The organism is Nostocoides jenkinsii Ben 74 (genome assembly GCF_001046875.1).
GTDB classification, from domain to species: Bacteria; Actinomycetota; Actinomycetes; order Actinomycetales; family Dermatophilaceae; genus Nostocoides_A; species Nostocoides_A jenkinsii.
On the sequence record NZ_HF571038.1, the window covers coordinates 1,890,715 to 1,912,255 of the forward strand.

The 21,541-nt window shown below is 66.9% G+C and carries 18 protein-coding genes and 1 pseudogene; 4 read left to right on the top strand and 15 right to left on the bottom strand.

All coding sequences use genetic code 11. The annotated features are described in order from the left end of the window. The 10 genes and pseudogenes from BN13_RS19575 to BN13_RS08850 form a co-directional block, all read right to left on the bottom strand. Nucleotides 1-670 (bottom strand): annotated as a pseudogene (locus BN13_RS19575) (hypothetical protein); the annotation flags it as partial. Beyond that, nucleotides 667-1,800, bottom strand: a complete 1,134-nt coding sequence (locus BN13_RS08815) for a hypothetical protein (protein ID WP_048546123.1) — start codon at nucleotides 1,798-1,800, stop codon at nucleotides 667-669. The pseudogene BN13_RS19575 and the gene BN13_RS08815, both read right to left, overlap by 4 nt. 21 nt (nucleotides 1,801-1,821) lie before the next feature. Then, nucleotides 1,822-5,319, bottom strand: a complete 3,498-nt coding sequence (locus BN13_RS08820) for a hypothetical protein (RefSeq protein ID WP_048546125.1) — start codon at nucleotides 5,317-5,319, stop codon at nucleotides 1,822-1,824. Next, a complete protein-coding gene (locus tag BN13_RS08825; protein ID WP_048546128.1) occupies nucleotides 5,319-6,338 on the bottom strand; it encodes a hypothetical protein in 1,020 nt (339 codons plus the stop codon). Before BN13_RS08825 ends, BN13_RS08820 begins: the two co-directional genes overlap by 1 nt. Then, the gene (locus tag BN13_RS20920; protein ID WP_157038515.1) at nucleotides 6,338-6,622 is read right to left on the bottom strand and encodes a hypothetical protein; all 285 of its coding nucleotides are present in this window, start codon (nucleotides 6,620-6,622) and stop codon (nucleotides 6,338-6,340) included. Before BN13_RS20920 ends, BN13_RS08825 begins: the two co-directional genes overlap by 1 nt. Continuing rightward, a complete protein-coding gene (locus BN13_RS08830) occupies nucleotides 6,622-7,113 on the bottom strand; it encodes a hypothetical protein (protein ID WP_048546129.1) in 492 nt (163 codons plus the stop codon). The genes BN13_RS20920 and BN13_RS08830 overlap by 1 nt, the downstream gene beginning before the upstream one ends. Before the next feature lie 70 nt (nucleotides 7,114-7,183). Further along, nucleotides 7,184-7,975 (bottom strand): hypothetical protein, encoded by a 792-nt coding sequence (locus tag BN13_RS08835; RefSeq protein ID WP_048546131.1) that lies wholly within the window; start codon nucleotides 7,973-7,975, stop codon nucleotides 7,184-7,186. A 10-nt stretch (nucleotides 7,976-7,985) separates the two neighbouring features. After that, the gene (locus BN13_RS08840) at nucleotides 7,986-9,623 is read right to left on the bottom strand and encodes a RecB family exonuclease (RefSeq protein WP_048546133.1); all 1,638 of its coding nucleotides are present in this window, start codon (nucleotides 9,621-9,623) and stop codon (nucleotides 7,986-7,988) included. Continuing rightward, a complete protein-coding gene (locus BN13_RS08845) occupies nucleotides 9,616-9,882 on the bottom strand; it encodes a hypothetical protein (RefSeq protein WP_157038516.1) in 267 nt (88 codons plus the stop codon). Before BN13_RS08845 ends, BN13_RS08840 begins: the two co-directional genes overlap by 8 nt. Nucleotides 9,883-9,924: 42 nt before the next feature. Continuing rightward, entirely contained in the window at nucleotides 9,925-10,533 is a 609-nt protein-coding gene (locus BN13_RS08850; protein ID WP_048546138.1) for a PDDEXK family nuclease, read from the bottom strand. Between the two features lie 98 nt (nucleotides 10,534-10,631). Here BN13_RS08850 and BN13_RS08855 point away from each other — a divergent pair, with 98 nt between their 5' ends. The 4 genes from BN13_RS08855 (at nucleotide 10,632) to BN13_RS19255 (ending at nucleotide 12,981) form a co-directional block, all read left to right on the top strand. After that, nucleotides 10,632-11,315 carry a hypothetical protein gene (locus tag BN13_RS08855; RefSeq protein ID WP_048546140.1) on the top strand — a complete coding sequence of 228 codons (684 nt, stop codon included), beginning with the start codon at nucleotides 10,632-10,634 and terminating at the stop codon, nucleotides 11,313-11,315. A 79-nt stretch (nucleotides 11,316-11,394) separates the two neighbouring features. Then, nucleotides 11,395-12,339, top strand: a complete 945-nt coding sequence (locus tag BN13_RS08860; RefSeq protein WP_235433995.1) for a DNA-methyltransferase — start codon at nucleotides 11,395-11,397, stop codon at nucleotides 12,337-12,339. Then, the gene (locus BN13_RS19245) at nucleotides 12,336-12,485 is read left to right on the top strand and encodes a hypothetical protein (RefSeq protein WP_157038517.1); all 150 of its coding nucleotides are present in this window, start codon (nucleotides 12,336-12,338) and stop codon (nucleotides 12,483-12,485) included. Before BN13_RS08860 ends, BN13_RS19245 begins: the two co-directional genes overlap by 4 nt. Next, nucleotides 12,454-12,981, top strand: a complete 528-nt coding sequence (locus BN13_RS19255) for a peptide chain release factor-like protein (RefSeq protein ID WP_407667892.1) — start codon at nucleotides 12,454-12,456, stop codon at nucleotides 12,979-12,981. Before BN13_RS19245 ends, BN13_RS19255 begins: the two co-directional genes overlap by 32 nt. A gap of 136 nt (nucleotides 12,982-13,117) precedes the next feature. Here BN13_RS19255 and BN13_RS08870 read toward each other — a convergent pair whose 3' ends face one another. From BN13_RS08870 to BN13_RS08900, 5 genes are all read right to left on the bottom strand, one after another. After that, entirely contained in the window at nucleotides 13,118-13,399 is a 282-nt protein-coding gene (locus BN13_RS08870) for a hypothetical protein (protein ID WP_048546145.1), read from the bottom strand. A gap of 13 nt (nucleotides 13,400-13,412) precedes the next feature. Beyond that, on the bottom strand, nucleotides 13,413-16,373 hold the full coding sequence (locus BN13_RS08875; protein ID WP_157038518.1) for a hypothetical protein: 2,961 nt from the start codon (nucleotides 16,371-16,373) through the stop codon (nucleotides 13,413-13,415). A 55-nt stretch (nucleotides 16,374-16,428) separates the two neighbouring features. Continuing rightward, nucleotides 16,429-16,902 (bottom strand): tyrosine-type recombinase/integrase, encoded by a 474-nt coding sequence (locus BN13_RS08880; RefSeq protein ID WP_157038519.1) that lies wholly within the window; start codon nucleotides 16,900-16,902, stop codon nucleotides 16,429-16,431. A 454-nt stretch (nucleotides 16,903-17,356) separates the two neighbouring features. Next, nucleotides 17,357-18,664, bottom strand: coding sequence for a hypothetical protein (locus tag BN13_RS08895; protein WP_048546156.1), 1,308 nt, complete (start codon nucleotides 18,662-18,664; stop codon nucleotides 17,357-17,359). Further along, on the bottom strand, nucleotides 18,648-20,987 hold the full coding sequence (locus BN13_RS08900) for a type IV secretory system conjugative DNA transfer family protein (RefSeq protein ID WP_048546158.1): 2,340 nt from the start codon (nucleotides 20,985-20,987) through the stop codon (nucleotides 18,648-18,650). Before BN13_RS08900 ends, BN13_RS08895 begins: the two co-directional genes overlap by 17 nt. Nucleotides 20,988-21,541 lie beyond the last annotated feature (554 nt).

Here is a 21,541-nt window from a genome sequence, read left to right on the forward strand (position 1 = left end):
TCTGACGCGCGTTCACGGCGGGGCAGTAGTCGTAGAGCGGACAATCACGCTTGGCGCACTCGGACGGCGAGACGCTGACCTGCCCCCATTCGGAGACGTCTCCGGTGTAGTCGGAGCGGTCGGCCGTGCCGGCGTTGACCGTCTCATCCAGCACCCACGAGATCAGTCTCCCGACCGGAGAACTGATCGTCGCCGCAGCCTTGGCCGCAGCCTTGACGTCCGACTCGTTGTCGGCCTCGAACGGCCTGCCCGTTTCGTCTTCCAGCGCGCCGATGGCTGCGCGGGGGCAGCCGTGGTTGGACCAGCCTTTCAGCACGGCGAAGCGCAACTCGGCACCGTCGAAGACCCTCGCGACAGCCTCGGCGACGTCGGGGAGGTCTTTACCGAGCAGTTGCGCTTGCAAGGCCAACGACTCGGTGCTGACGATGGTGCGGTGGCCCAACTCTGCCGCCATCACAGCGGCGGGAACACAAACCCCGACCGCCTTGCCGACGCCGGTTGGGGCGCACCCCAGCGTCTTTCCGGGGGTCAAGTCTCGACCCATCATGGCAGTGAGTACGGCGTGTGCGAGGGCTTTCTGACCGGGGCGCGGTGTCGCGGTCGCATCGCCTGTGATGACGGCGATCGTGGCGTCCAGAAGGTCATCGAGAAGGTCGTGCATGTCGATCACGCGCCACGCTCCGCGCCTCGGTCGCTGCGGCGCGACCGCTCGGCCTGCTCGATGTTGTCCAATTGGTCAGCAAGCCAGTCGTCCACTTCGGCAGCCGTAGACCCCATCTCGGTGCCGCCAGCGGCCACCATGACGCGAACGGCATCGTGATATTTCCGGTCTTCACGGGCCACCTGGTCATCCGGCTTGAAGACCGGCTCCCCCAGGCCGGGAAGGACATTGCAGCGCCGTTCCAGCCACGCCGTCGCGCACGCTCGCGCCTTCTTGGGTGCCCGGCGACACGTCGACTCCGCCGCCGTCAGCAGTTCACGCTCTCGGGCGCGAGGGGCGTGAGGCACGGGGGCTACTGCTCCGAGCGCCAGAATCCGGACAGCGTCGGCGCTGGTGCCGATGAGCACCGGTGCCGGGAAGTCTTCAAAAAGGTCAAGCAAAGGGGAGTCTGACCCACGACCGGCGGCCAGGTCGGCGAGCATCGTGGCGACGTGCGTCGGGTCCGTCAGCGCCGTGCCGATGGACTGCCGGTGCGCATTCCCCCGTGGCGGACTCACCGGAGGAAGGTCGTGCAGGTCGCAGATTGCCGCAGCCTTCGCGCGGTCGGCGACACCCGGCCTACTCGGCCCTGACATCGCCCCGAGCAGGCCGTCTTCGAGGCTCTGCACCCGCAGAATGTCGGCGATGCGTTGGCTTGGTGCCGACGGGCGATCAAACCAGTGCGACGTCGACGGTTGCGGGGTCGCGACAGCATCGCGCCCCATCGCGCGCAGGGCCGACCGATTGGCGATCAGCGTCCCGAACGACCGTACCCATGACGAGAACGACGACCCCTGAGCGATGCGCTCAAAGTCGATACGCACCTCAGGCTCACACCCCGGCTCGGGGAGCATCTTCGCGGTGAAGGTTTCTCGAATCCGGATCGCCAGATCGGTCCGCTTACCAAACTCGACCTTCCCGGCGAGGTAACTCCTGGTCGCGATCTCGTCAGGGACGGGGCTGCGAGACAGTAGTTCCGCCAGTCGAGCCACCCCGTCGCGTTCGCTGAGTTGACCGTTGAGGACGTCAAGGGCGACGGCTCGCGCTCGATCGTCAACGGTCGCGGAAGCCGACGCCTCCGGGTGGCATGTGGTGGTCATGCGCTCGATGAGCGCAGTGGGTCACGATGATGCGACCCCCGCCTTTTCCGCGTTTCGGCGGGCCGTGTCGAGTCGGTCCAGCCGGTTCGTCGACGTCATGTCGAGGAAGCCCCTCGGCAAGATGATCTCGACAGGTACCTGCCGGGCGTGCTGGTCGACGAAGAGCCCAACGGAGCCGCGAAGCACCCTGCGGCCCCTCAGCAGTGGGCGCAGCGAGTCCCAGTTCGGTGCGGTCGAGACACCTTCGCCGATAGCGGCACTCGCGGTGATCCGCCGGACACGCTCCCTTGTCGGCTCAACTTTCAGCAGTCGGCAGGCCGCGATCGCCTCGTCCGTGTCTTCGACGGCGAGGATCAAGCCGCGATGGACATAGTTGGCGATCTCGGCGCTGGCGATCTCTTTGACTCGCTGCGTCAAGATCAACATGCACGTCCCCCACTGACGCGCCAGGCGGCCAGCGCGCTCGACCTCTTCCGGACTGCCTTCGAGGAAAATCCAGCCCTCATCGAGCATCAGGCAGCCTTCGCGCCCACGCAGCGCGACCAGGGAGCCGTAGACGATGGCCCGAACCAGCGCCATCGAGATGCGCTGATTCAGTGTCGCCTCCCGCATCTGACTCTTTTCGGGGAGGTCGAGGTGTGCGTTGCCCAGTCTGATATAGGTCAGCCCTTGCGCGGCCCGCAGAGGCCGCGCCTTCTCCGGGTCGAGTCCGCAGACCGCGCGGAATTGCGCGTTGGACCGCGCGATCCGGCGGACCGGCTCCACTTGGTCTTCGGTGATGATCCCCATCTGGACCGCCATGTCGAGGGCTTCCATCGTGCAACGTGCGCCCGCCTTCGCGCCTTCGGCCAAGGCTTCCGACAACGGGGCTTCAATCTGGGCGCGTGCGTCCCTAGTGCCCCACGGGTTGACGGCCAGCAGAATTGAGGTCGCGATCGTCGCCCCGACTTCTGGCTCCGGCGAGAAGCCGATCGCGTCAAATGCGCCATCGGATTCCAGCATGGTGTCCAGGCTGTAGATGGTGCCCCCGAGAGAGTGAGCGAGTGCCGAGAAGTCGGACCCCGCTTTCAGGTCGGGGAAGACGACCGGGGTCTTCTCCCCGCGCGTCGTCCGGGTCTTGACGAACTGACTCATCAACCACAGCCCGGTCTGGGTGTTGTGGCTGACGATCCCTTGCGCAAGTTGGTAACTGGCGTCGGGGGAGTCGACGGTGATGCATCGGGCCGGGCCGGGCTCGGCAGGCTCGATCTTTTCGACGCGGATCGAGCCCGAAGTGCGTTCACCGTCGACGTCCACCGCGATTGCGGCCGACCGTCCACTGGGGGCGGCGCAAGCGACCACACCTAGACTGCGCGCCAGAGACACCGCGGCGGCGACCGTCCCGTCGTCGCCAGTGATCTGCCAGTGCGCGGTTCCAGGGCTCCCGTGCTGCCGCAGCAGCGACATCAAAGTCGCCCGCCGTCCAGACCCAGAGCCAACCAGTTTCTCGGCGGGGAAAGCGCAGCCGTGCAGCTCCGACTCAGGAATGGTCACGACGTGATCGTCGGCTTCGCTTCCCGCCACCGGGACAGCGAACACGACATCCGACGCGGAGTCGGCGAGCACCGCCGTCATCTCGGCGGTGCTGTAGACAAGCAGGCCGTTCGGGTCGCTGTGACGCTGATCCAGTCGTCGCGCCAGTCCCGCCAAAGCAGCCGCCAGGCCGTATCGACTACGGGACGCAACGATGTCGACGGCAGACAGGGACGCCCGCACCGCCGCAGCGTTCGGCCATTCGAGGGACAGCCCCATCGCACGTGCCGTCTTGACCAGGTCGGTCACCGTGGCGTCCACGGTGTCGCCGGACAGGACCGCCTCTCGACGCAACCGGTGCGCCGCCGATTCGGGGTCGGCGAGACGCGGCCCGCTGCGGGTGACGATCCACTGGTGGTCGGCGTCGGCGCGCACCTGTTGACCGTCGGCGAAACTGATCTCGAACAGCGAGCGCTCAGTGACCGGCGTGACGAAAGTGACGGTTGTCGGGTTGCCCGCGGAGTCAACGAGTGTGTCCCCGACGAGCACGTCGCCGAATGTGGTGGTGCCGGTCGGAGTCACCAAGACGGTGTCGACGTGACACGCCTTCCCGGACCCCGTCTGGCCCACCACGACGGTGATCGGCTTGCCGTCTTCGTCCACGGGCGCCATGTGGTCGAATAGAACGGACTGCCGGTCCTTCTCGGTGAGACCGAGTTGCGCACCGGTTGTGTCGCCCACCGTCGATCGTGACGGCAGACCGGAGTAGGCGATCGCCGTGGCGGGGAGGTCGCGTGGATACGGATTGGCTCGCGACGGAGAGCACAACATCATTTCCGACCAGGCCGCTTCGACCCGGCCCGCCATCGGAAGCAGCTCCACTCCGGCGGCTGAGCCGATCCGGTCCAGGCTGTACCCCTGTTCCGGATCGCGGCCCGAGAAGGCGACGATGACCGAGGCGTTCGTCAGGGTCGGCGGCGCACCGCCGATCGAGTAATGCCCTTCGGCTTCTTCCAGGTCGCGACGCAGCACGTCCTGCTCGTAACGGCTCATCGAGCCCGCAGCAGCCCGATCCCCGGTGTCGGCGTTGAACCTTCCGCGCATCGCGCGGAGTTCGGCTCGCGTGACTGCCGCAGGCTCGACCATCGCCCGGATGCTGATGGCGTCGGCGTCCATTGCGAGCAGGTTCGCCGCCCATTGTGCCGACCGCGACGACGCTTCGACATAGTCAGCGTTGGACTCCACGACCGCGCCGAACGACATCGAGTGGACGCCCGGCAGCGAATCCCAGTCGTAGCAACGATCTTCGCCGATGCGCGCGATCGCGCGTGCCGTCTCCCACCCCGAAAACAGATGAATATGGTCGCCGTGGACCAGGTACGGCGGGTCGGCTGGGCCGCCGTCAGTCCACCAGGAATCCGCGAACCGGAAGTCGGCGGGAGTCATTTCTCCTAGACCGAGCGCCGCCATTCGGGGCACGACGCGATCTTGGTCACGCGCGTAGTCGCTCAGGTCGATACTCGTCGTCGTCAGCGAGTGGACGACTGAGCGAGAGGTGTCCCTCCACGAGGACCGTCGTGCCGTGGGGCGCAAACGGACACCGAGCAGCAGCAGCGATTGCGTTTCCAACTGCCGACCGTAGGCTTCCAAAAGCTGGGCGTGCAGCGCCGGGTCGACGCCCGCAGGCAGGCGGTAGCGGCCTTTGCGTCGCAACCGCAGAATGTGGACGTGCCGGTAGCTCGACTTGGCGACCTGCCGACGCTTGACGGCCGGAACGGGGTCCAGTTGTGCGATCTCGCGCAGCGCCCGGTCCAACGCCTCCCCAACCTGGACTGCGGCCTCCGGGGTCGGGGCGTCCAGGATCGGTCCGAGCGGGACGCTCCGATACAGATACCCGGAGCGGTTGTTCTGCCCGACAACCAGTCCGCCGGAGGGGGTGATGTGTCGGGCGTAGGTGGCCCACTGCGCTTCCGGGGCGAAGTGGGTCGTCTTCGGTGCGGATGCCATCACTGCTCCATCGGAGGGGTCGTGGACGTGCTCGTGACGCTCGTGCTCGCGGGGGCGGTCGGGGCCGTCGGGGTCGCACGCCGAACCACGTCGACCGCGTTCTGGTAAGCCGTCAACGTCGGCCCAGAACCCGGCGAACCCCAAGCGTCGACGACGGGGGCGGCGGTGTCGGCGCGAGAGACCCGAACGTCCAAGACCATCGGTTCGGCAGGATCGTCCTGCCCGCCCCAGGTCAGCGCCACGGAGACACGCGCGATCATGATGTCCGGCTTGCCCGCGTCCGGCACAGCAGCGCTGATGACCGTCACCTCGGAAGCGGTCGCCCCCGTGAGCGGAACATACGTGCGGGTCGGGTCCGTGTCGCCGATAGCCAACCGCAGCGTGTCACTGCTGCCGGAGACATAGGCGGTCGCCCATGCTGTCGCGGCGGCCGAGACGGCGGGCGGCGGGCCGACGATCGTCAGCCCCGGCCAGGGTCCGTCAGAAGCCCACGAGTCGTCGGCGGTCGGCGCGACGGGAATCAACGACGGCCCGCCGACCGCTTCGGCCCCGCCGCGAGGATCGAGGGCCACCTGGACCGACGACACATACAAGTTCCCGGCGTTGTCGACCAGCGTGAACGATTCGATTGACGAGGTCCAGGTCGGACCCGTCCCCGTCGCGCTTTCCGGCGGATCGGTGGCGACGCTGCCGTCCCAGGACACGATTTGACCGCCAGGCAGGGGGGAGGGTGTCGTCGCCAGCCAGGCCGACAGTGACTTCCAGGCCGCCGCCCGACCGGGCGACGACACGACGGACGCGCTGGTGGCCGACGCCGCAGACTTGGCGACGTTAGACCAGTGGACCATCGTGGCGACGCCGACAATCGTCCAGACCGGGAAGGCCGCAATGACCGCATACAAGAGCCAGCGCCGAGCCCGGTCGCGGATCGTTTGACGCTCTTTAGGAGGCGGAATCGCCGACGATTCGTCGGCACGCAACCACTCTTCGGCGGCGGGGCGACGGCGCAGCAGCGGCATCAGGTTTCCCTCTTCGGTCGGGCGGCATCACTGACCGCGAAATCAACGTCGGTGGCGAGGACGGCGAGAACATCAGCGCCGGTGTCTGGGTGCTCCGCGACCGCGAGCCGAACACTCGGCATGGGGCTGCGAGAGGCTGCCGCCAGGCAGCCCGCACACACCCGTGTCGGCGGTTCGATCGAGGCCAGGCAGGGCCGCCAGCAGCGACGGCACGAGCCCGGTTCGTGGTCGGGATGGCTGGCAGGGTGTCGACGCGCCCGCCAACCGGAGCAGCGGTTGAACATCAGTCGATGAGGTCCATCGGGGCGCGCATCGTCGCCATGTCGTCATCGCTCAGACGCCTGATCGCCGCCGCCAAGGCGATGGCGGCCTTCGCGGGGTTCGCGGGGACGGCTTCGCCGATCTTTCCGTAGGCGTGCAGCGCCGCCCACATCGCTTTGTTGCCTTGCGGGTTTTCCATCGCCGCAGCCATGCATCGAACACCGGTCTCGATCGGGTCGCACGCTCGCAGTTCGTCAATGGCGGACAGGCTGGCCCCCACTTCGCGCGGGCCAGCCAGGGCTGCCACCACGAGGGCGGCCAGATCATCGTCGGGGGCACCCACCAAGACGGCCAAGTTGGCTCGCAGCGCGGGGTCGGCCTGCGCTATCTGGGTGGCCTTGGCGATGATCTTGCGGGCGTTCGCCAGGTCGACGGGCGCGCGCTTGCGCCCCCCGGCTGACGGCGGGCTCGGTCGACGCTTGGCGCGGGACTGGGGCGGGTTTTCTTCGCTCACATATAGCCCTATGCGGCACAAATGCCCCGGACGCGGCGCGTCCGGGGCATTGGCGTATCGAGATGGCTGGTTAGGCGCTGACGAGCGCGATTTCCCTAACCGACACAGGCACCCCTTCCACCGCGATCTCGGCTCCGGTGTAGGTGAAGGTGATCGACGCCCCTGCGTCGACCGCCGCCTTGATCGCGTGCGCCGCCGCCGTCATCGCGGGGTTGTTCGCCGTCGGCGGCGTCACCACGATGACGGGGTTTCCGGTGGCGTCCAGCAGGGTCACGATCGCCCGCGACGTGCTGGCGTCACGGGCGATATGACTCACACGCGCCGACATCGAGTCGGGGGCTGGGGCCGGGGCGACCGGCTGGGGCTGGGGCGCGTACTGGACCGGCTGGGCGACCGGCTCCGCCGCCGGTTCGATGAACTTCACGATCCGGACAGACTGCCCCTTCTGCGCCCCTTCCGTGATTGGTTCCATGTGGACGTAGACACGGACCCGCCGCCCCATGTGCTCACGGGCGATCGCGGCCATGTCGTCACCGCCGGAATCGGCGAAATCGGTGCGCACCGACTCCTGACCCAACGGCAGGTCGCGGTTGTTGATGCCCTTCAACCCGCCCTTGGAGGTGCCCGTCTCCAAGGCGATGAAGTGTCGTCGCATTTTCGCGTTGTAGTCGACGGAGCGAACGACACCGGAGAAGACCTTGACGTCCCCGGTGGCGACCGCTGCGACCGTCTTGGCGAACGGGGAAGCGGGATTGACGAGGACCGCCAAGAGTTCAGCCTTTCGCTGAACGGCTGCCATCCACCCCGGCTGATCCGGGGTGGATGCGGCGGCGGCGAGAATGATGTCCGTTGCGGTCGTCATGGCCTTCCTTTCAGGCGACGTTGTAGTTGGCGGCGGGGTTGCCGGTGGTCTGCGCAGCCGCAAGGCTCGCGAGGAACGTGCCCGCGCCGGGCCGGGGGCCGTAGGCCCACAGGGCATACCCGGTTTCGATCGACGCGGAAGCCACCGCGACAATCCACCGCTGCCATTCGGCCCAGGCTGCGGCGTCGGGGTTGGTGAACGGGATCGGGGAGACGGCGATAGCCGACTTCACGGCTCGATACGACAGATGTGCCGTCCCGCTCTGCAACGAGGTCGTGCCGAACTGCTCCTGCTGGACGGCGAGGACCACCTCGCACACGAGGTTCGCCACCGCCGCCTTCTTGTCGGGCGTGACGACCTGCCCCGCACTGCGCAGGTAATAGTCGGCGTCGCCCGCCATGTCGACCGCCTTGACGGCGGCATACGAGGCCGGGTTCAACGACCCGTCGGACGGGTCGGCTTCGGTGTACGCCGGAATCGACGCCCGAGACCACTTGCTGACAGTCATGTTCTGTCCCTTCTGTTCAGGTGCCGTCTCTGAGCGCAGTGGTTCGGCAACGCTGGCCGTCTGCGTGAGGACGGCGGGGTCGGGCTCGTTCGGTTCGTTCGGCCACGGCGGGGTCGGGAAGTCGGGAGCCTCGGAGACGGTCGCGGGGACCGTCTCCGGCTCGACAAACTCAGGAGCCGCAGCCGCTCTCTCTTCCTCGGAAGGTCGCACCGTCGGGATGCCCAGCATCAGGCCGCGGTTTCCGCTCGGGATTCGCGCGACGCCCTTACCGGCAGCGTCGGCGGCGGGGCACACCGTCGCCAACGGGCACCACCCGCATAGTGCGCTGACTTTCATCGGGTACTCGCGGGTCTGCGCCCGCTCTTTCATGTCCTTCCAAGTGGACTCCCACTTGGCGACCACCTTCTTGACGCGGGCGTCATTGGTGGGCACGACATAGCGGTCCGGCTTCTTGCCGTTGGTGAACAGCAAGTCGAGCCGGACGGGAGTCACACCCTTGGCGTGTCGATAGGCCACCCAATAGGCCAGCATCGAATCGGCCTTGTCGTCTTGGGTGCCGTTGCGCTGGTAGGGCGGCGTTGGCTTGCCGGTCTTGTAATCGGCGATGCCGATCCCGACCTGGTCACCGTTCTCGTCCAGCACCGTCTCGACGCGGTCGATCTTTCCGCGAAACGGGACCGTGCCGACCATCGACTCGATGGTTTCTTCGGTCTGCTCGATCTGGACGGCGGTGGGGTTTTCCAGCGCCCACAATCCGCTGATCCTGTCGAGGACGGCGACGCGCCAGCGCATCCGTTCTTCGGTCTTGTCGCCGTCCGGGAGAACGACGTCGTCCGACTCGGCGGTCAAACCCGCGATCAACTCTGCGGCCTTGTCGCGGGTTCGTTCTTCGGGGGGGAGTTGGTAGAGCAGTTCGAGAACTCGGTGCCCGGACGTCCCGAGCGGCGCGTCATCGAAAGCGCCATCTTCTTCGGGGTACGCCGCCCCGAAAGCCCACTTCGTCGGACATTGCGTGTACGTGGACACAGCGCTCGGCGACCACGTCTTGCGGTCGAGACGCCCGGCGACAGCGGGGTCAAGGACGCGCAACAGGCCGTCTTCCAAGACCACGCCTTGGCTGGGGGGCAGATAGTCAGTCACGTCCGTTCTTTGCCTTCCCGCCCGCCGCGGCGGCGGGTTCCGAGACGACGACGCGACCGGCGACGACGACGGCGATCAACCGTCCGCAGTCACACGAACAGGGGCCGAACTCATCCACCGGCCACGCGGAGACCAACCGCGCGGACACCGGGCGCAACGACTGACCGCTGATCGTCTTCCCCGTCGTCCTGGCGGTGTATCCGGCGCAGGCCGAGCACAGCAGCGAGTCCCGCGCCCGGTAGACGGCGTCGTCGGACAAGACTTCTGATTCTTCGCTCACGCACTCTGTGAGCGCAGCGAATCAGGATGCGCGGCGTCGGCCCCCGACCGGGACGGCCACCCGCGAGAAAACAATCCTCCCGCTCGACCACGCAGTAGCCCCCGCCGCGTTTCCGCGACACCGCCGACAGATCGTCGCCCCATCGGCGTCGGCGAATGAGCGTTGTTGGCAGACCGGGCATGAGATCACGACAATCCGACGCTCGACCCGTTCCTCAGCAGCCTCGAAAATCGCCTTCCCGCGCGTCGACGCCCGACCCACCACGACCAACCGGAACGGGTAGTCGGCTCCGCAGCCGCAATCACACCGCGCCACGGCGACACCCTCGGGGCGAGAGAGCACCGACTCCGGACGCCCTGCCCCGCATCCCGGCGCGTGAACGAGGGCGTCCGCCAGCTTCCCCGGCTTCCCGATCCGCTGATTGTGCGGACCTTTCACCTCGAACCACGTCTCGATCCGGGGCAGGTAGAAGTCACACCGATACCCCACCCCGGACGGCAGATAGACCCCGTCCGGCTCGTACTGCCAGACGATGCCGAGACGGTCCAGGGTCTTTGCCCAGTCCGCCTCTAGCGCTGACGCGAACCGGGTTCCCTGATAGGTGGTCGGGATCGACCGCAGCACAGCCATCGTCAGCCTCTTTCGTCGTCCGGGACTTGGCCCCCACCTGGCCCTATGCGGCGCATGTGGCCGCGCCACGGCAAGAAGGCGGCAGGCAAAGACAGGGTGTGCATGCTGTCCACGGCAAATCTCTCGCCTCACTCGTCCCTGTCGCCGTCGCTTTCGCCGCCGTGGCCGTCATGGCTGGCTTCTTCCTGGCCCCCACCGGCCAAGCCCAGCCGGTCCCTCTCGACGCTTTCGCCGCGGCGCGTCCATTCACCGCTGCCAACACTGTCGACGCTGAGCCGCGCCCAGTCATCGGGGCGGATGGAAGGACGGTGGACGCGGACCCGCCCCCCACCTACTGCGAGGCCGCCGGGGGAGCCAACTCGATCGCCATTCCCCGGCTCGCCATCGAAGCGGAATATGCCTACGCCAGCCTCTCCGGCGGCTGGCTTTCCCCGCCGCCGGGAGCCGGAGTGTCGGCAACCAAGCGCGGCAGTGACGGCTCTCGCGTCCTCGCCGGGACGATCTCGTCTCGGGGGAACGCAAATGGGACGCTGTGGACTCTGCCGCAAATCCGCCCCGGTGACGACATCTGGCTGACCGATCAGTGGTGCTCGATGACGCATTGGGTCGCCGTCAGCCTGAGCACGACAGCCCGAACGGGTCTCCCCGAGACTCCCGCCCCCGCAGCCCTGACGATCGCCGCCTGTGATGGCCCCGTCGCCTTGCCCGCCCCCGGCGGCACTCAATGCGCCCGGCTAGCGGTCGTCGTCGCCGCTCCGCTCGGGTCCGGCGGCCCCCGGTGAAACTCCCTGCGCCCGAGATCGTTCGGCTGATCGGCGACGCCCGAACGACCGGGCTATCCCGGCCAGCGTCGACATCGTCGTGACGTCACCGCCCTATTGGCGCAAGCGGGACTACGGGCATCCCGACCAGATCGGTCAAGAGCCGACCCCGGAAAAGTTTGCTGCCGCCATCGGCGATTGCTTAGCCGAATGGTCGCGCGTATTGAGGCCGACCGGCAGTGTCTTCCTCAACATCGGGGACACCTACGGCAAGCGTGGTCTCTCCGGAATCCCCTGGCGGATCGAGACGGTCGCCGCCGCGGCCGGCTGGACCTTGCGAAACCGGATCGTGTGGGCGAAGACGTCGGGGATGCCCGACCCCGCCCGGAACCGTCTGGCGAACCGGCACGAGTTCGTCCTTCACCTGGTCCGTCGAGCCGACTACTTCTACGACTTGGCCGGATACCGAGACCTGCTGGGCGCGAACGCCAACCCCGGAGATGTTTGGTTGATCGAGCCGGAACGGAACCGCAGCGCCCACTTGGCCCCATTCCCCGCAGGTATCGCTCGCCGCGCCATCGTGCTCGCCTGTCCGACGATGGTCTGCCGGGACTGCGGGCAACCGTCCCGGCGGATCGAGGAACGAACAACCGACCTCGATGAGTCTCGTCCGCAGGCTCGCCGAGCGATGGCCTTGGCTCAGCAGGGCGGGCTCACGGACGCGCATCTGCGCGCTGTCGCCGCCACCGGATTGACCGACACCGGCAAGTCGGCGTCCTTCCAGAACGGCACTGGCTGCAACGCCGCCGACGTACAGCGTCTCGCCGCCGAAGCGAAGACTGTTCTTGGCGGCTATTTTCGTGAGTACGCCAATACCAAGCGCGTCACCGTCGGCTGGACCGACTGCGGGCACGGGGCGCTGGCCCGCGGGCGCGTCCTTGACCCGTTCGCTGGGACGGGGACGACGCTTCGGGCCGCCAAAGAGCTTGGCCGGGACGCTGTCGGCTTCGACCTCAACCCCGCGCCTGCGAGAATAGGGACATGACCGCCACACTGCACCTGGAAGTCCATCCGGGCGACGGCGGCCTCGACGCAGAGTCGTTCGCCGCCCAACTCGCCGACGCGATCGCCGTCTACGCCAACGGCACCGTGACCACTGCTGGCCGGGTTTTGCACGTCCACTGTCTTTGACCCGAATGCCACTGCGCTCGTCGGCTCTCACCGCATCCAGCGCGTCCCCGAGACTGAAAAACGGGGCCGACGGCATTCCAGCGTCGTTACCGTCGCCCTCGTCGGTTCCGACCCTGAGGACGACCTTCGCGACATCCGGAGATGCGATGTCCGGGTCGACACGTATCGGGCCACCGGCCCCGGCGGTCAGCATCGCAACAAGACATCTTCCGCTGTCCGGCTGACGCACTTGCCCACAGGGACGGTCGTCGTCGCCGAAGAAGACCGATCCCAGCACCGTAACCGCGCCGTCGCCTGGCAGCGCCTCCACGACACCTTGGTCACCGCGGCTCGCCAACGACAGGCAAGCGCCATCAACCGCGAACGAGCTTCCGCGTTCACCGGGCCTCGCGCCTTCACCTGGACGGCCTGGCGGGATCAGGTCAAGACTGGAGACGGGAAGACGACGTCCATGCGCGAGGCGCTGCGGGGCCGTCTCGCGCCGCTAGTCCGGTAACGGCTCGTTCCCCCAGCGCCCCATCACGGCTAAGGCGCTGAGCGCCCTTCCGGAGCCTGCTTGCCCGACAACGACCATGATCGAATGTGGTCCCGTCAGCGACCCCGGCAGGCTCAGGCTGTTTTCGCCGTCGGGGTCACTCTCTGTTGGGATTGGCAGAACGATCTTCTCGCTCTCTGTCGAAGCGTTTGAGCGCAGCGGCACGGTCGCGGCGGCTCGCCCAGTGCGCGAGCCAGAGCACCGGCCACGACAGCAGGACGCAGGCGGCCACCTGGCCCCGCGTGACGGCATACAAGACCACCGCAACAGCGGCATACCCCCACAACGCCACGCCGGCGCTTCGGCTGCCGACGATGGCGTCAAGGCGGCCGACGCGAGCGTGACGGTCTGGACCATCGTTCTTCTTGGCGGCGATCATGGCGTCGACTCGTTCAGGAGCATCCGCAGTCCCCGTTCGGTTTGATCGGCTTGCCGCACGAGTGGCACAAGGCGGCGGCTTGCTTACTCGCCGCTGCGGCCGCGGCGGCACCACGCAGAGGTTGTCCGTCGTCGCTGTAGACCGTGGTCGGCCCGAACTTCGGGTCCAGCGGCTTGCCGGACGGCGGACGGTCGCCGCCGAACGTTTCCGCGCTGCCACTGTCGCCCTGGTCCTCATCGAACTCGGGGGTGACGAAGCGGGCGATTTCTTCCGGAGTCGGCTCCGGCCTGGTGGTTTTGCGCAGATTGAGACGTTCCAGTGCGGCGACCAAGTCCGAGTCGCTGATGAAGAACGACTTGTAGACGACCGGCGTCATCGTCGACAGGTGGCAGACCCCGACACCCCGAGAAACGTTCTCGTTCGGGTCTTCCTTGACGTTGTCGGGCACCTCGGGGACAGCGCGCTCGTCGTCGAAGGCTTGCCCTCGCGCGGTCTTGGACGGGTTCAGTCCTTGCAGGCCACGGTGGCCCACTTTCGCCTTCGTTGACAGCGCGACACCAGTGTTGGTGTTGGTGACCTGGCTGCTGAGCAGCATTCGCACCCCGACGAAGCGCATCTCGGCGATGAGTTGATCCATGACCCGAGACAGGCGGAACTTCAACATGTTCGTGGCGAGCATCTGTTGAACGTCCGGGGCCTTCTTGTCGATACCCGCCGGAATCTTGTCAGGCACCATCAGCGCCGAAATCTCGTCGATGACGACGGTGATCGGAGCGAAACGGTCGCCTTTCGGGATGTCCATCCAGTTCTTGTAACCGTTCTCGCCAAGGAAGGCGGCGCGGCGCTTGGCTTCCTCGTAGACCAGCCCGAGCGCCGTCACTGAGGCTTCCAGCGACCCGCCCCCCCAGCCCCCGTCGCGGACGTAAGGCTTCAACCAGAAGAAGTCGACCGACTTGTCCAGCGTGTCCACCACGACGATTTCGGAGCCGTTCGAGAGCAAGTCGGCCAGGATCGCGTTGACCGTTACCGTGTTGTGCGTGGGGATGAAGTCGCCAATCAGGTAGAGATGACGCGGGTCGTCCACTTCGATGCACCGCGCGGTGGCCCGTCCTGCCGCCGTGATGCTTTCGATCCGGTTCCACGCCCCCGAACCTGCCGTCGACGGGTCGATGGCACGAGCGAGGCTGTTGACCAGCGGCGCATACCGAGCGTGGGTTTCGGCGAGGTCGCGACGGCGGTAAACGTCCATCGTGGCCTCGAAGATCATCGCCCCGTAGGCGGTTGTCTGCACCAGCATGCCGAGCGACCGGATCAAGGTCGCCGCCTTGCCTGCGGCGCTTGTCGGACGCAAGTGGCAGCGCCCCAGCATGGCCGTCCGTCCGGCGTAGTCCATCAGTCCGCGCACCAGTTCGAGGCGCTGGTCAATGCTCGCCGTTAGATACGCGCTGGGGATCGTCCGAACACCGAGCAACCCGGCCTCATTCACGACAGCGGTCAACGGGCGGCCCCCGGTGGCGTCCGTCAAGGTCGCGCGCGCGCACTCGTTGAAAGTCGGGCCACCGTTCGGGTAGTCGCCGTCCAGCGCGAGCCACGCCCCGAGCAGATACGGGTCCAGCGGCAGATCGACGTCGGTGTCGGTGTACCGCACCGCCCCGCTAGCCGGGACCGCCCAGTCTGACTTGCCAAGCGACGCCATCAGTTCGGCGGTCGAGCGCACCCCAAGGGTGGGCGATTCGTTTTCGCCATACCGTCGACGGTGCAAAGACCAAGCGGCGATCGCTTCGTCGATCGGGTAGGTGCCGTCCTCGCCGCGGGGGATGCCTGAACGGACTAGGAACGCCGAGATCGCGGCGGCAGGCGCGTCGACATACTGCGCGATCATGTCCGGGTAGCCGCGCCAGCCAAGGTAGCGGTGAGCCATCGTCGCGAGATCGTCACACCGATCAGCGGGCAGGACGCTTCCGCCGCCGCATCGAGGCCGCGAAGACCGCATGTCCCGAACGGTCCAGTAGTGGTCCATTCCCACCGTGACGCTTTGACCGTCGACAAAGCGCACCACTGCGACCGGGACGGTCCGCGCAGGGTGGACTTTTGCGACGGTGACCGGCCTGCCGTCGACGCCGAAGACGCGCATCCCCGGCGTCAACTCGCCGTGAGTGGCCCACCCGTTCGGGTGTTTCGCTGACGGCTCCACCGGGACGGGAGTGGAGTCGATGCACATCTTTCCGGAGCCGGGAAGGCCGCCCATCAGCATCGCGTGAGCCACGCCCCAGTTGACGGCGACCGTGTCGCCGATCTTCTCTCCCGGCGCAGGCAGGGCCATCCCGAACGGGGTGACATTGCAGTCGCCGTGCCCAAGTCGCGAGGTGTCTAGCGGAATCATCTCGGGAAAGGTGGCTGGTTCTGACGGAATGATCTGTGCGACAAGGGTTTTCGTGTTGACGGTGAAATACCAGCCGAACTTCCCGATCTGCTCGACCGCCTCCGTCAACGGCTTGTCGTGCTTGGAAGGGACATAGGACGGCAACCGCGCGATGTAGCCGCCGTCGGATCGGGTGTCGACCTGAATCTCCCATGGCTTACACCGCATCGCCAGGGCGAGTTGCCCGCGGGCGCGCACCTCGTCCTCGGTCATCTCGGCCAGCAGCGCGTAGCCCAGATGCGGCTCGAACTTGACCATGTAGGAACCCGGATAGAGGTCGGCGTAGGTGGTGGCGACCTTGTCGCCGTCAGACGGCTTGGTCCCCCCCGCCAACTTCACCTTCAACCCTTTGCGACCGCTCGACGGTGCCGACTCTTCGACCTGGTCCACGGCCTCACGACGCACCAAGGTCGCCGTCCGACCTTCGATAGCGAGGACAACCCAGCCGTCGGTGTCTGTCAGCTTTTTCGCCATCGCGGGCAGCCCCGCCGAATGACGACTCGCGTCAAACTCCGGCGGAAGGTTCAGCGTCATACGGTTGGCGTCGCTCACATATAGCCCTATGCGGCAGATGTGAGCACCCCGCGGCGCGAACGGACCTCCTGGTTCAGGTCGACTCGGGAACGAACGGAATGCGCAGGTGCTTACTGGCCGACCGGGCCGCGTCCACCCCGCGACGGTCGTAGCCCGCCGTCGTCTGCACGCTGGCATGCCCGGCCAAGTCCCGCACCGCGATCACATCTTGACCAGCCCGCAGTAGCTCGGTGATGGCCCATCGCCGCAGATCGTGCGGAGCGAACGTCTCCACGCCAGCCTGACCGCACAGCCACCGCAGTCGCTTCCACACCCCGTGACCAGTCATCCGGTCACGCTCTCCGGCAGCCGGGCCGAACGCGAACAGCAGCGGCCCCTCGACGCTGCCGCGCACCGTCAACCAGTCTGTCACCGCCGCCTGCGCGCCACCGTGGACGAACACCAGTCGCGACCGGCCACCCTTTCCGCGTCGCACCGCGACATTGCCGTCGTCGTGGACGTCCGCAAGATCGAGGTTGACCAGTTCTTCTCGACGCAGAGCACACATCGCCGCGTCCCGTCGATGCACCGGCCCGTGCCGGGACGCGATGTCCGGGCAACATCGAACAAGGCGGACACGACGGCCGGCGCAGACGTCAACGTCGCACTCGACCCGGCGCGAGTCACCGTCACGGTCACGCCCGTCCCGGTGCGGCCCCCGTTGCGGTCCAGCCACGCCAGAAAGTCGGCCAGTTCCCGATCCATGCAGCAAGGCTAGGCCGCGGCTCCCGCCGCCGCCAGAGACCGCAAGACCAGCCGTTCCACAACGCACCCGGAAGGCAATTTCGCCAAGGCAGCCGTCGCGTCAAGGCGGTCGCTCCCGACCAGCGAGAGGTCCGATCGGACCCGACGCAGTTGCAGAAAGCCGCACTCGCATCCCACGAGAACCAAGGCCCGATGGCCGTCCTGATCCAGCGTCGCCCGCAGTGTCAACGAGTGCCCATGCCGGTTCTCGTCCATCATCAACTGACCTTTCCTTTCATCGCGCGAGCCGCCAGTCGGGCGCGCCCGCCGTCATACGGAGACACCAGTCCGGGGATGCCGCCTGTGCTGTGGAGGGCGACGATGGACCTCGGGTCGGGAGCACTCCCTTGTCTTAGCCAATGCGGCGAGGCATAAAGCAGCTTCGAGTTAGCCACCACCGCTCGCGGCATCGACCCATCGGGGAACCGGTCCAGCCGCGGCCCCGCCACCTCGAACGGGTCCAACAGGCTGACCCGTTCGTAGCGACCTTCGGGAGAGTCCGGTCTCCCCGTCGGACGCCACACCGGAAGGCCGACGTAGTCATCGCAAACGTGCCCCGGCTGTGGAAACCACTCCGTCCACGACACCATCAGCATTCGCTCCGGGACGCCTGCCTGTATCCGCCCCATCGTGCTTGTCGCTGCCTGCGCCATCATCCGGCGAATCCGATTCAAGACCGCCCGGTCGCTGTACTTCGAGCGCAAACCCGGATGCCGAGCCTCGACAAACAAGACCGCCGTCGAACTGGTGGTGTCGCGCGCCAAGAACGACGCCCACCGCTCAAACTTTTCCCCCAAACTGACGCTCGCCGTCGCCGTCAACTCCAACGCGATCCGCAGCCCATCGCTGCGCACGATCACCCCGTCACCCGTCCACGGGCCGAACGATGGAACCTGCGTGACCGGCGGGAAGAATCGGGTCATCTTCGAGTAGGCGTCGCCCAAGATCGCGGCGATCGGGGTGTATTCGGCGGCTCGCAACGCCACCTCAACGGCCAACAAATTGTGCCGATCCGCCTGCGAGCCATACAGCCACGGCAGGCCGCCGGTCACCCCCAACCAGTCGACGTAGCGGAGCCGGTCGGCGAGCAATCCGAAGTCGGAAGACTGTGTCGGTCGCATCAACATCGGCGTCTTCGCGGAAACCCCCAACTGCATGCGCCCCCGCGCGATCAGGCCGGTCGCCCACAAAATCTCCTGCATCCGCTTCGTCACCCGAGCCCCCGTCAGCGCGGCGATCTGCTCGACGGTGATCGTGCGCCACGCCCCGACCGCGGCCAGTGTCGCCAATTCGGCATACCGTCCCGGAAGGGTCAATGCCTGAACGGCCTCGGCCTCAGTCCGGCGCTCTTCTTCCATCGTCGGCTTCGACAACCCCGCGGCGACATAGCGTTCACTGTCGGTGCGGGACAGCCAGACCGCCGTCCGCGACACGTCCCACGCCCCGGTGTAATAGGGGTCCAAGCGCTCGGTCATCCAGCGCCGATGCTCCCCGCCCCGGTAGGGCAGATCAGCGAAGGCGCGCATTGGGAAACCCCTGGACCGCGGCGAAAGTGGCTTGATCGAACTTGGCGAACCGCAGCGGAAACGGGGCCTGGACGCGACCTTCGACCACGGTGCGCAAGATGCCGTGGTAGGGCTCCAATCCGGCGATGTCGGCGGTCGAATACTCGGCCCCCAGCTTGTTCACGTCGGTCACCGCCTGGCGGATGATCTCGTCCGCGTCTTGGCGAAGCCACACCATCGTCGAATATCCCGAGACGGTGGCGCGGACCAGCGGGTGCAACTGGTCGGGGTATTGACACCCGAATGTCGGCTCGACGCCATATGAGCGTCCTTGATCCCGGACGGCGGCGACGACTTCGGGGCTCGCACCGGCCAGCATCGACAGCTCGTCGGCGTAGACGCCTTGTCGTCGGCCCTGTTCGCGCCAGCCGGAGCAACTGGAGCGCACGGCGTGCCAGTAGCGGTACATCAGCATTGCCTGGATCGCGTTCGAGGTTTCGCTATCCGGCGGCGAACCGCCGCGCAGCGGAGAACCGGTGTTGATGACGACGACGTCGCCGCGAGCCAAAATCGTCTCCATGTCGACGCGCGGGCGGCGAGGATCGAACCAAACTTCCATCTTCGCCAACTCGGCCACCTTCGAGCGCGGAGCCTGCTGCAAAGTGCGTCGCTGACTCGGGGTTACTTTCTCCCCGAACAGGTAGCCCAGCCGGGACACGATGTCCGCCAATTGGGCATCTTTAGACCGCTGCGCCGCCGACGCCAACCCGGACGCCAACGCCACCGCGGCCTCGTCGCCACGACCACCCAGCAGCACGTCGGCATGCCACATCCACGACTTCCCGACAGGCAAGCCTGCCGCCGCCGCGATCTCGTCCGTGACCGACAACGCGGCGGGAAACACGATGGACAGCGTGTCTTTACTTTGCGGGCCGACACCATCGCCATAGGCGTACACCATCGCCGAGACGACGAAGTTGGACCGGTCGATCACGTCGCCGTCCGGCATCATCGAAATCGAGGGTCGCGTGCCGTCGAGCAGTTCGCAATACAGCGCCGACGTCCCCGTCGCGGCCAGCCATTGCAGATACGTCCTAGCCCCTTCGCCTTTCGTCTCGAAAGCGATCATCGGTCGGGGATAGGCGTCCGATCGGCGACGCAGCAGGTCGTAGGCGAACAGGTTCGTGATGATGTTCGACTTGCCCGTGCCGGGTATGCCGAAAACCGCGAACCCCGACCACCGATCAGCGTCCGAAATGCGGACAGGAACCTCGCCCGCGTAGCCGAGCAACGGCCCGTCCGCTGTCCGCAATGCGGGCGGCAAATCCAGCACCGCCGTCGCCGACGCCGCCGCCCCCGACCCGTGATACGGCGACGCGATCCCGGCCATCATCGCCGGAGTCACCAGGAACGCATGCGGATGCAGCGGATACTCCCCAGCCCGGCCAGCCCGCCCAGAACCGTCACGGCGAACAATCTGCTGACGCGGACCTGATGGCGGCCTGTGTCGCTTCTTCGGGACCGGCGAGATACCGTCCCGCGCGAGTGAATCCTGCCGCTCATGCGCAGACCTGACCAGTCCCGACGCGGCAGCCACAGCCAGCCCAAAACCGGGCACACCCGCCAGCAGCCACGGCCACCACGCTCCCGACACCGCGACCGGAACCCCCGCGCCAGCCGCGCTCAACACCGCCCCGGACAACGACAACGGAGTCCGGCCAGACAGCCGAGCGACCCGAGTGTCCACATCGAAACCGGGGATCACCGACGCCGTCATCTGCAAAGCTGACCGCACCGCATCGTCATCCGGGCCGCCCGCGCTGATCGACGCAATCAGCACCTCGGAGCCGGAACTGTAGTGCGTCACCCGTCCCGCCAACCGGTGCTTGAACCATCGCCGCGCCCGGCGCAACTCCGTGCCCGAAGGCTTGCGCAGCGTCACCGCGACCCAACACCCCGGCGGCAAACCGCCGCGTCCGAACGCCGCCGCCACCTTCGCTGGATCGGCACCCGACTGGTTCTCCGACGCCGGTTGATCCGAGGCCCGCGCCACCAGCCGCCCGTAGCAGGCGCGAGACAAATCCAGCATTGACGTCGGCTCCACCCGCGCACCAACCACCGCTCCCAAGTTCGAGGCCAACACGCCCGACCTGGAGCCGTCCCGCGGGGCGACCATGAACGAGCGCAAACCCGACTCGGTGTGGGCAACCAGCAACGTCACCGGCCCCGACGTCGCGATCGAACTGCCCAGGGCTTTGCTGTCCTGGACGACATCCGCAGCGTCCGGGGCACCCCGGCTCGTCCTGGTCACCGTCCACGTCCCCGGCTCGATCTTCGTTCCCACACCTAGCCCTATGCGGCACGAAAGGGCGCAAGGCGGCGCAGAGACGTCGTTTTCCGGGGCTAAGACAGGTTTTGGGGGTATCTGCCGGTGCATGAGCACGCCGACTTTCCCCGCCCCTCGTTCCTACGGAACGGGTTTTGGGGGTGGCTGGGGTGGTTTCCAGCCTGTTGTGGTTGGTTTTTGTGGGGTTTGGTTGGGTTGGTGTGCTGGGTTTTGGTGGGGTTGATTTGGTTGTGGTTGGGGGTGGATGAGGGTGCTTGGTTGGTGTGCGGGCGGGGTGGTTGTGGCGTGGCTGGGTGTGTGCGATGTGCCTACGGGTGGGTGGCTGGGTGTGCAGGGGGAACATCGGGGGCGTGGCGGCTAAAGAACCGTCGGGAACCCAGGGAGCGGAAACGAACCGGACACGACGACACGAACCGGGCGAAACGACGCCAGAGAACAAGACGAACACGGCGCGCACGAAACAGCAACGTCAGGAACGAGACGGGGCAGCCAGAACGAGAAGCAACGAACCGAACACAGACAGAACAGTCAGACCGAGACGACAAGAACCA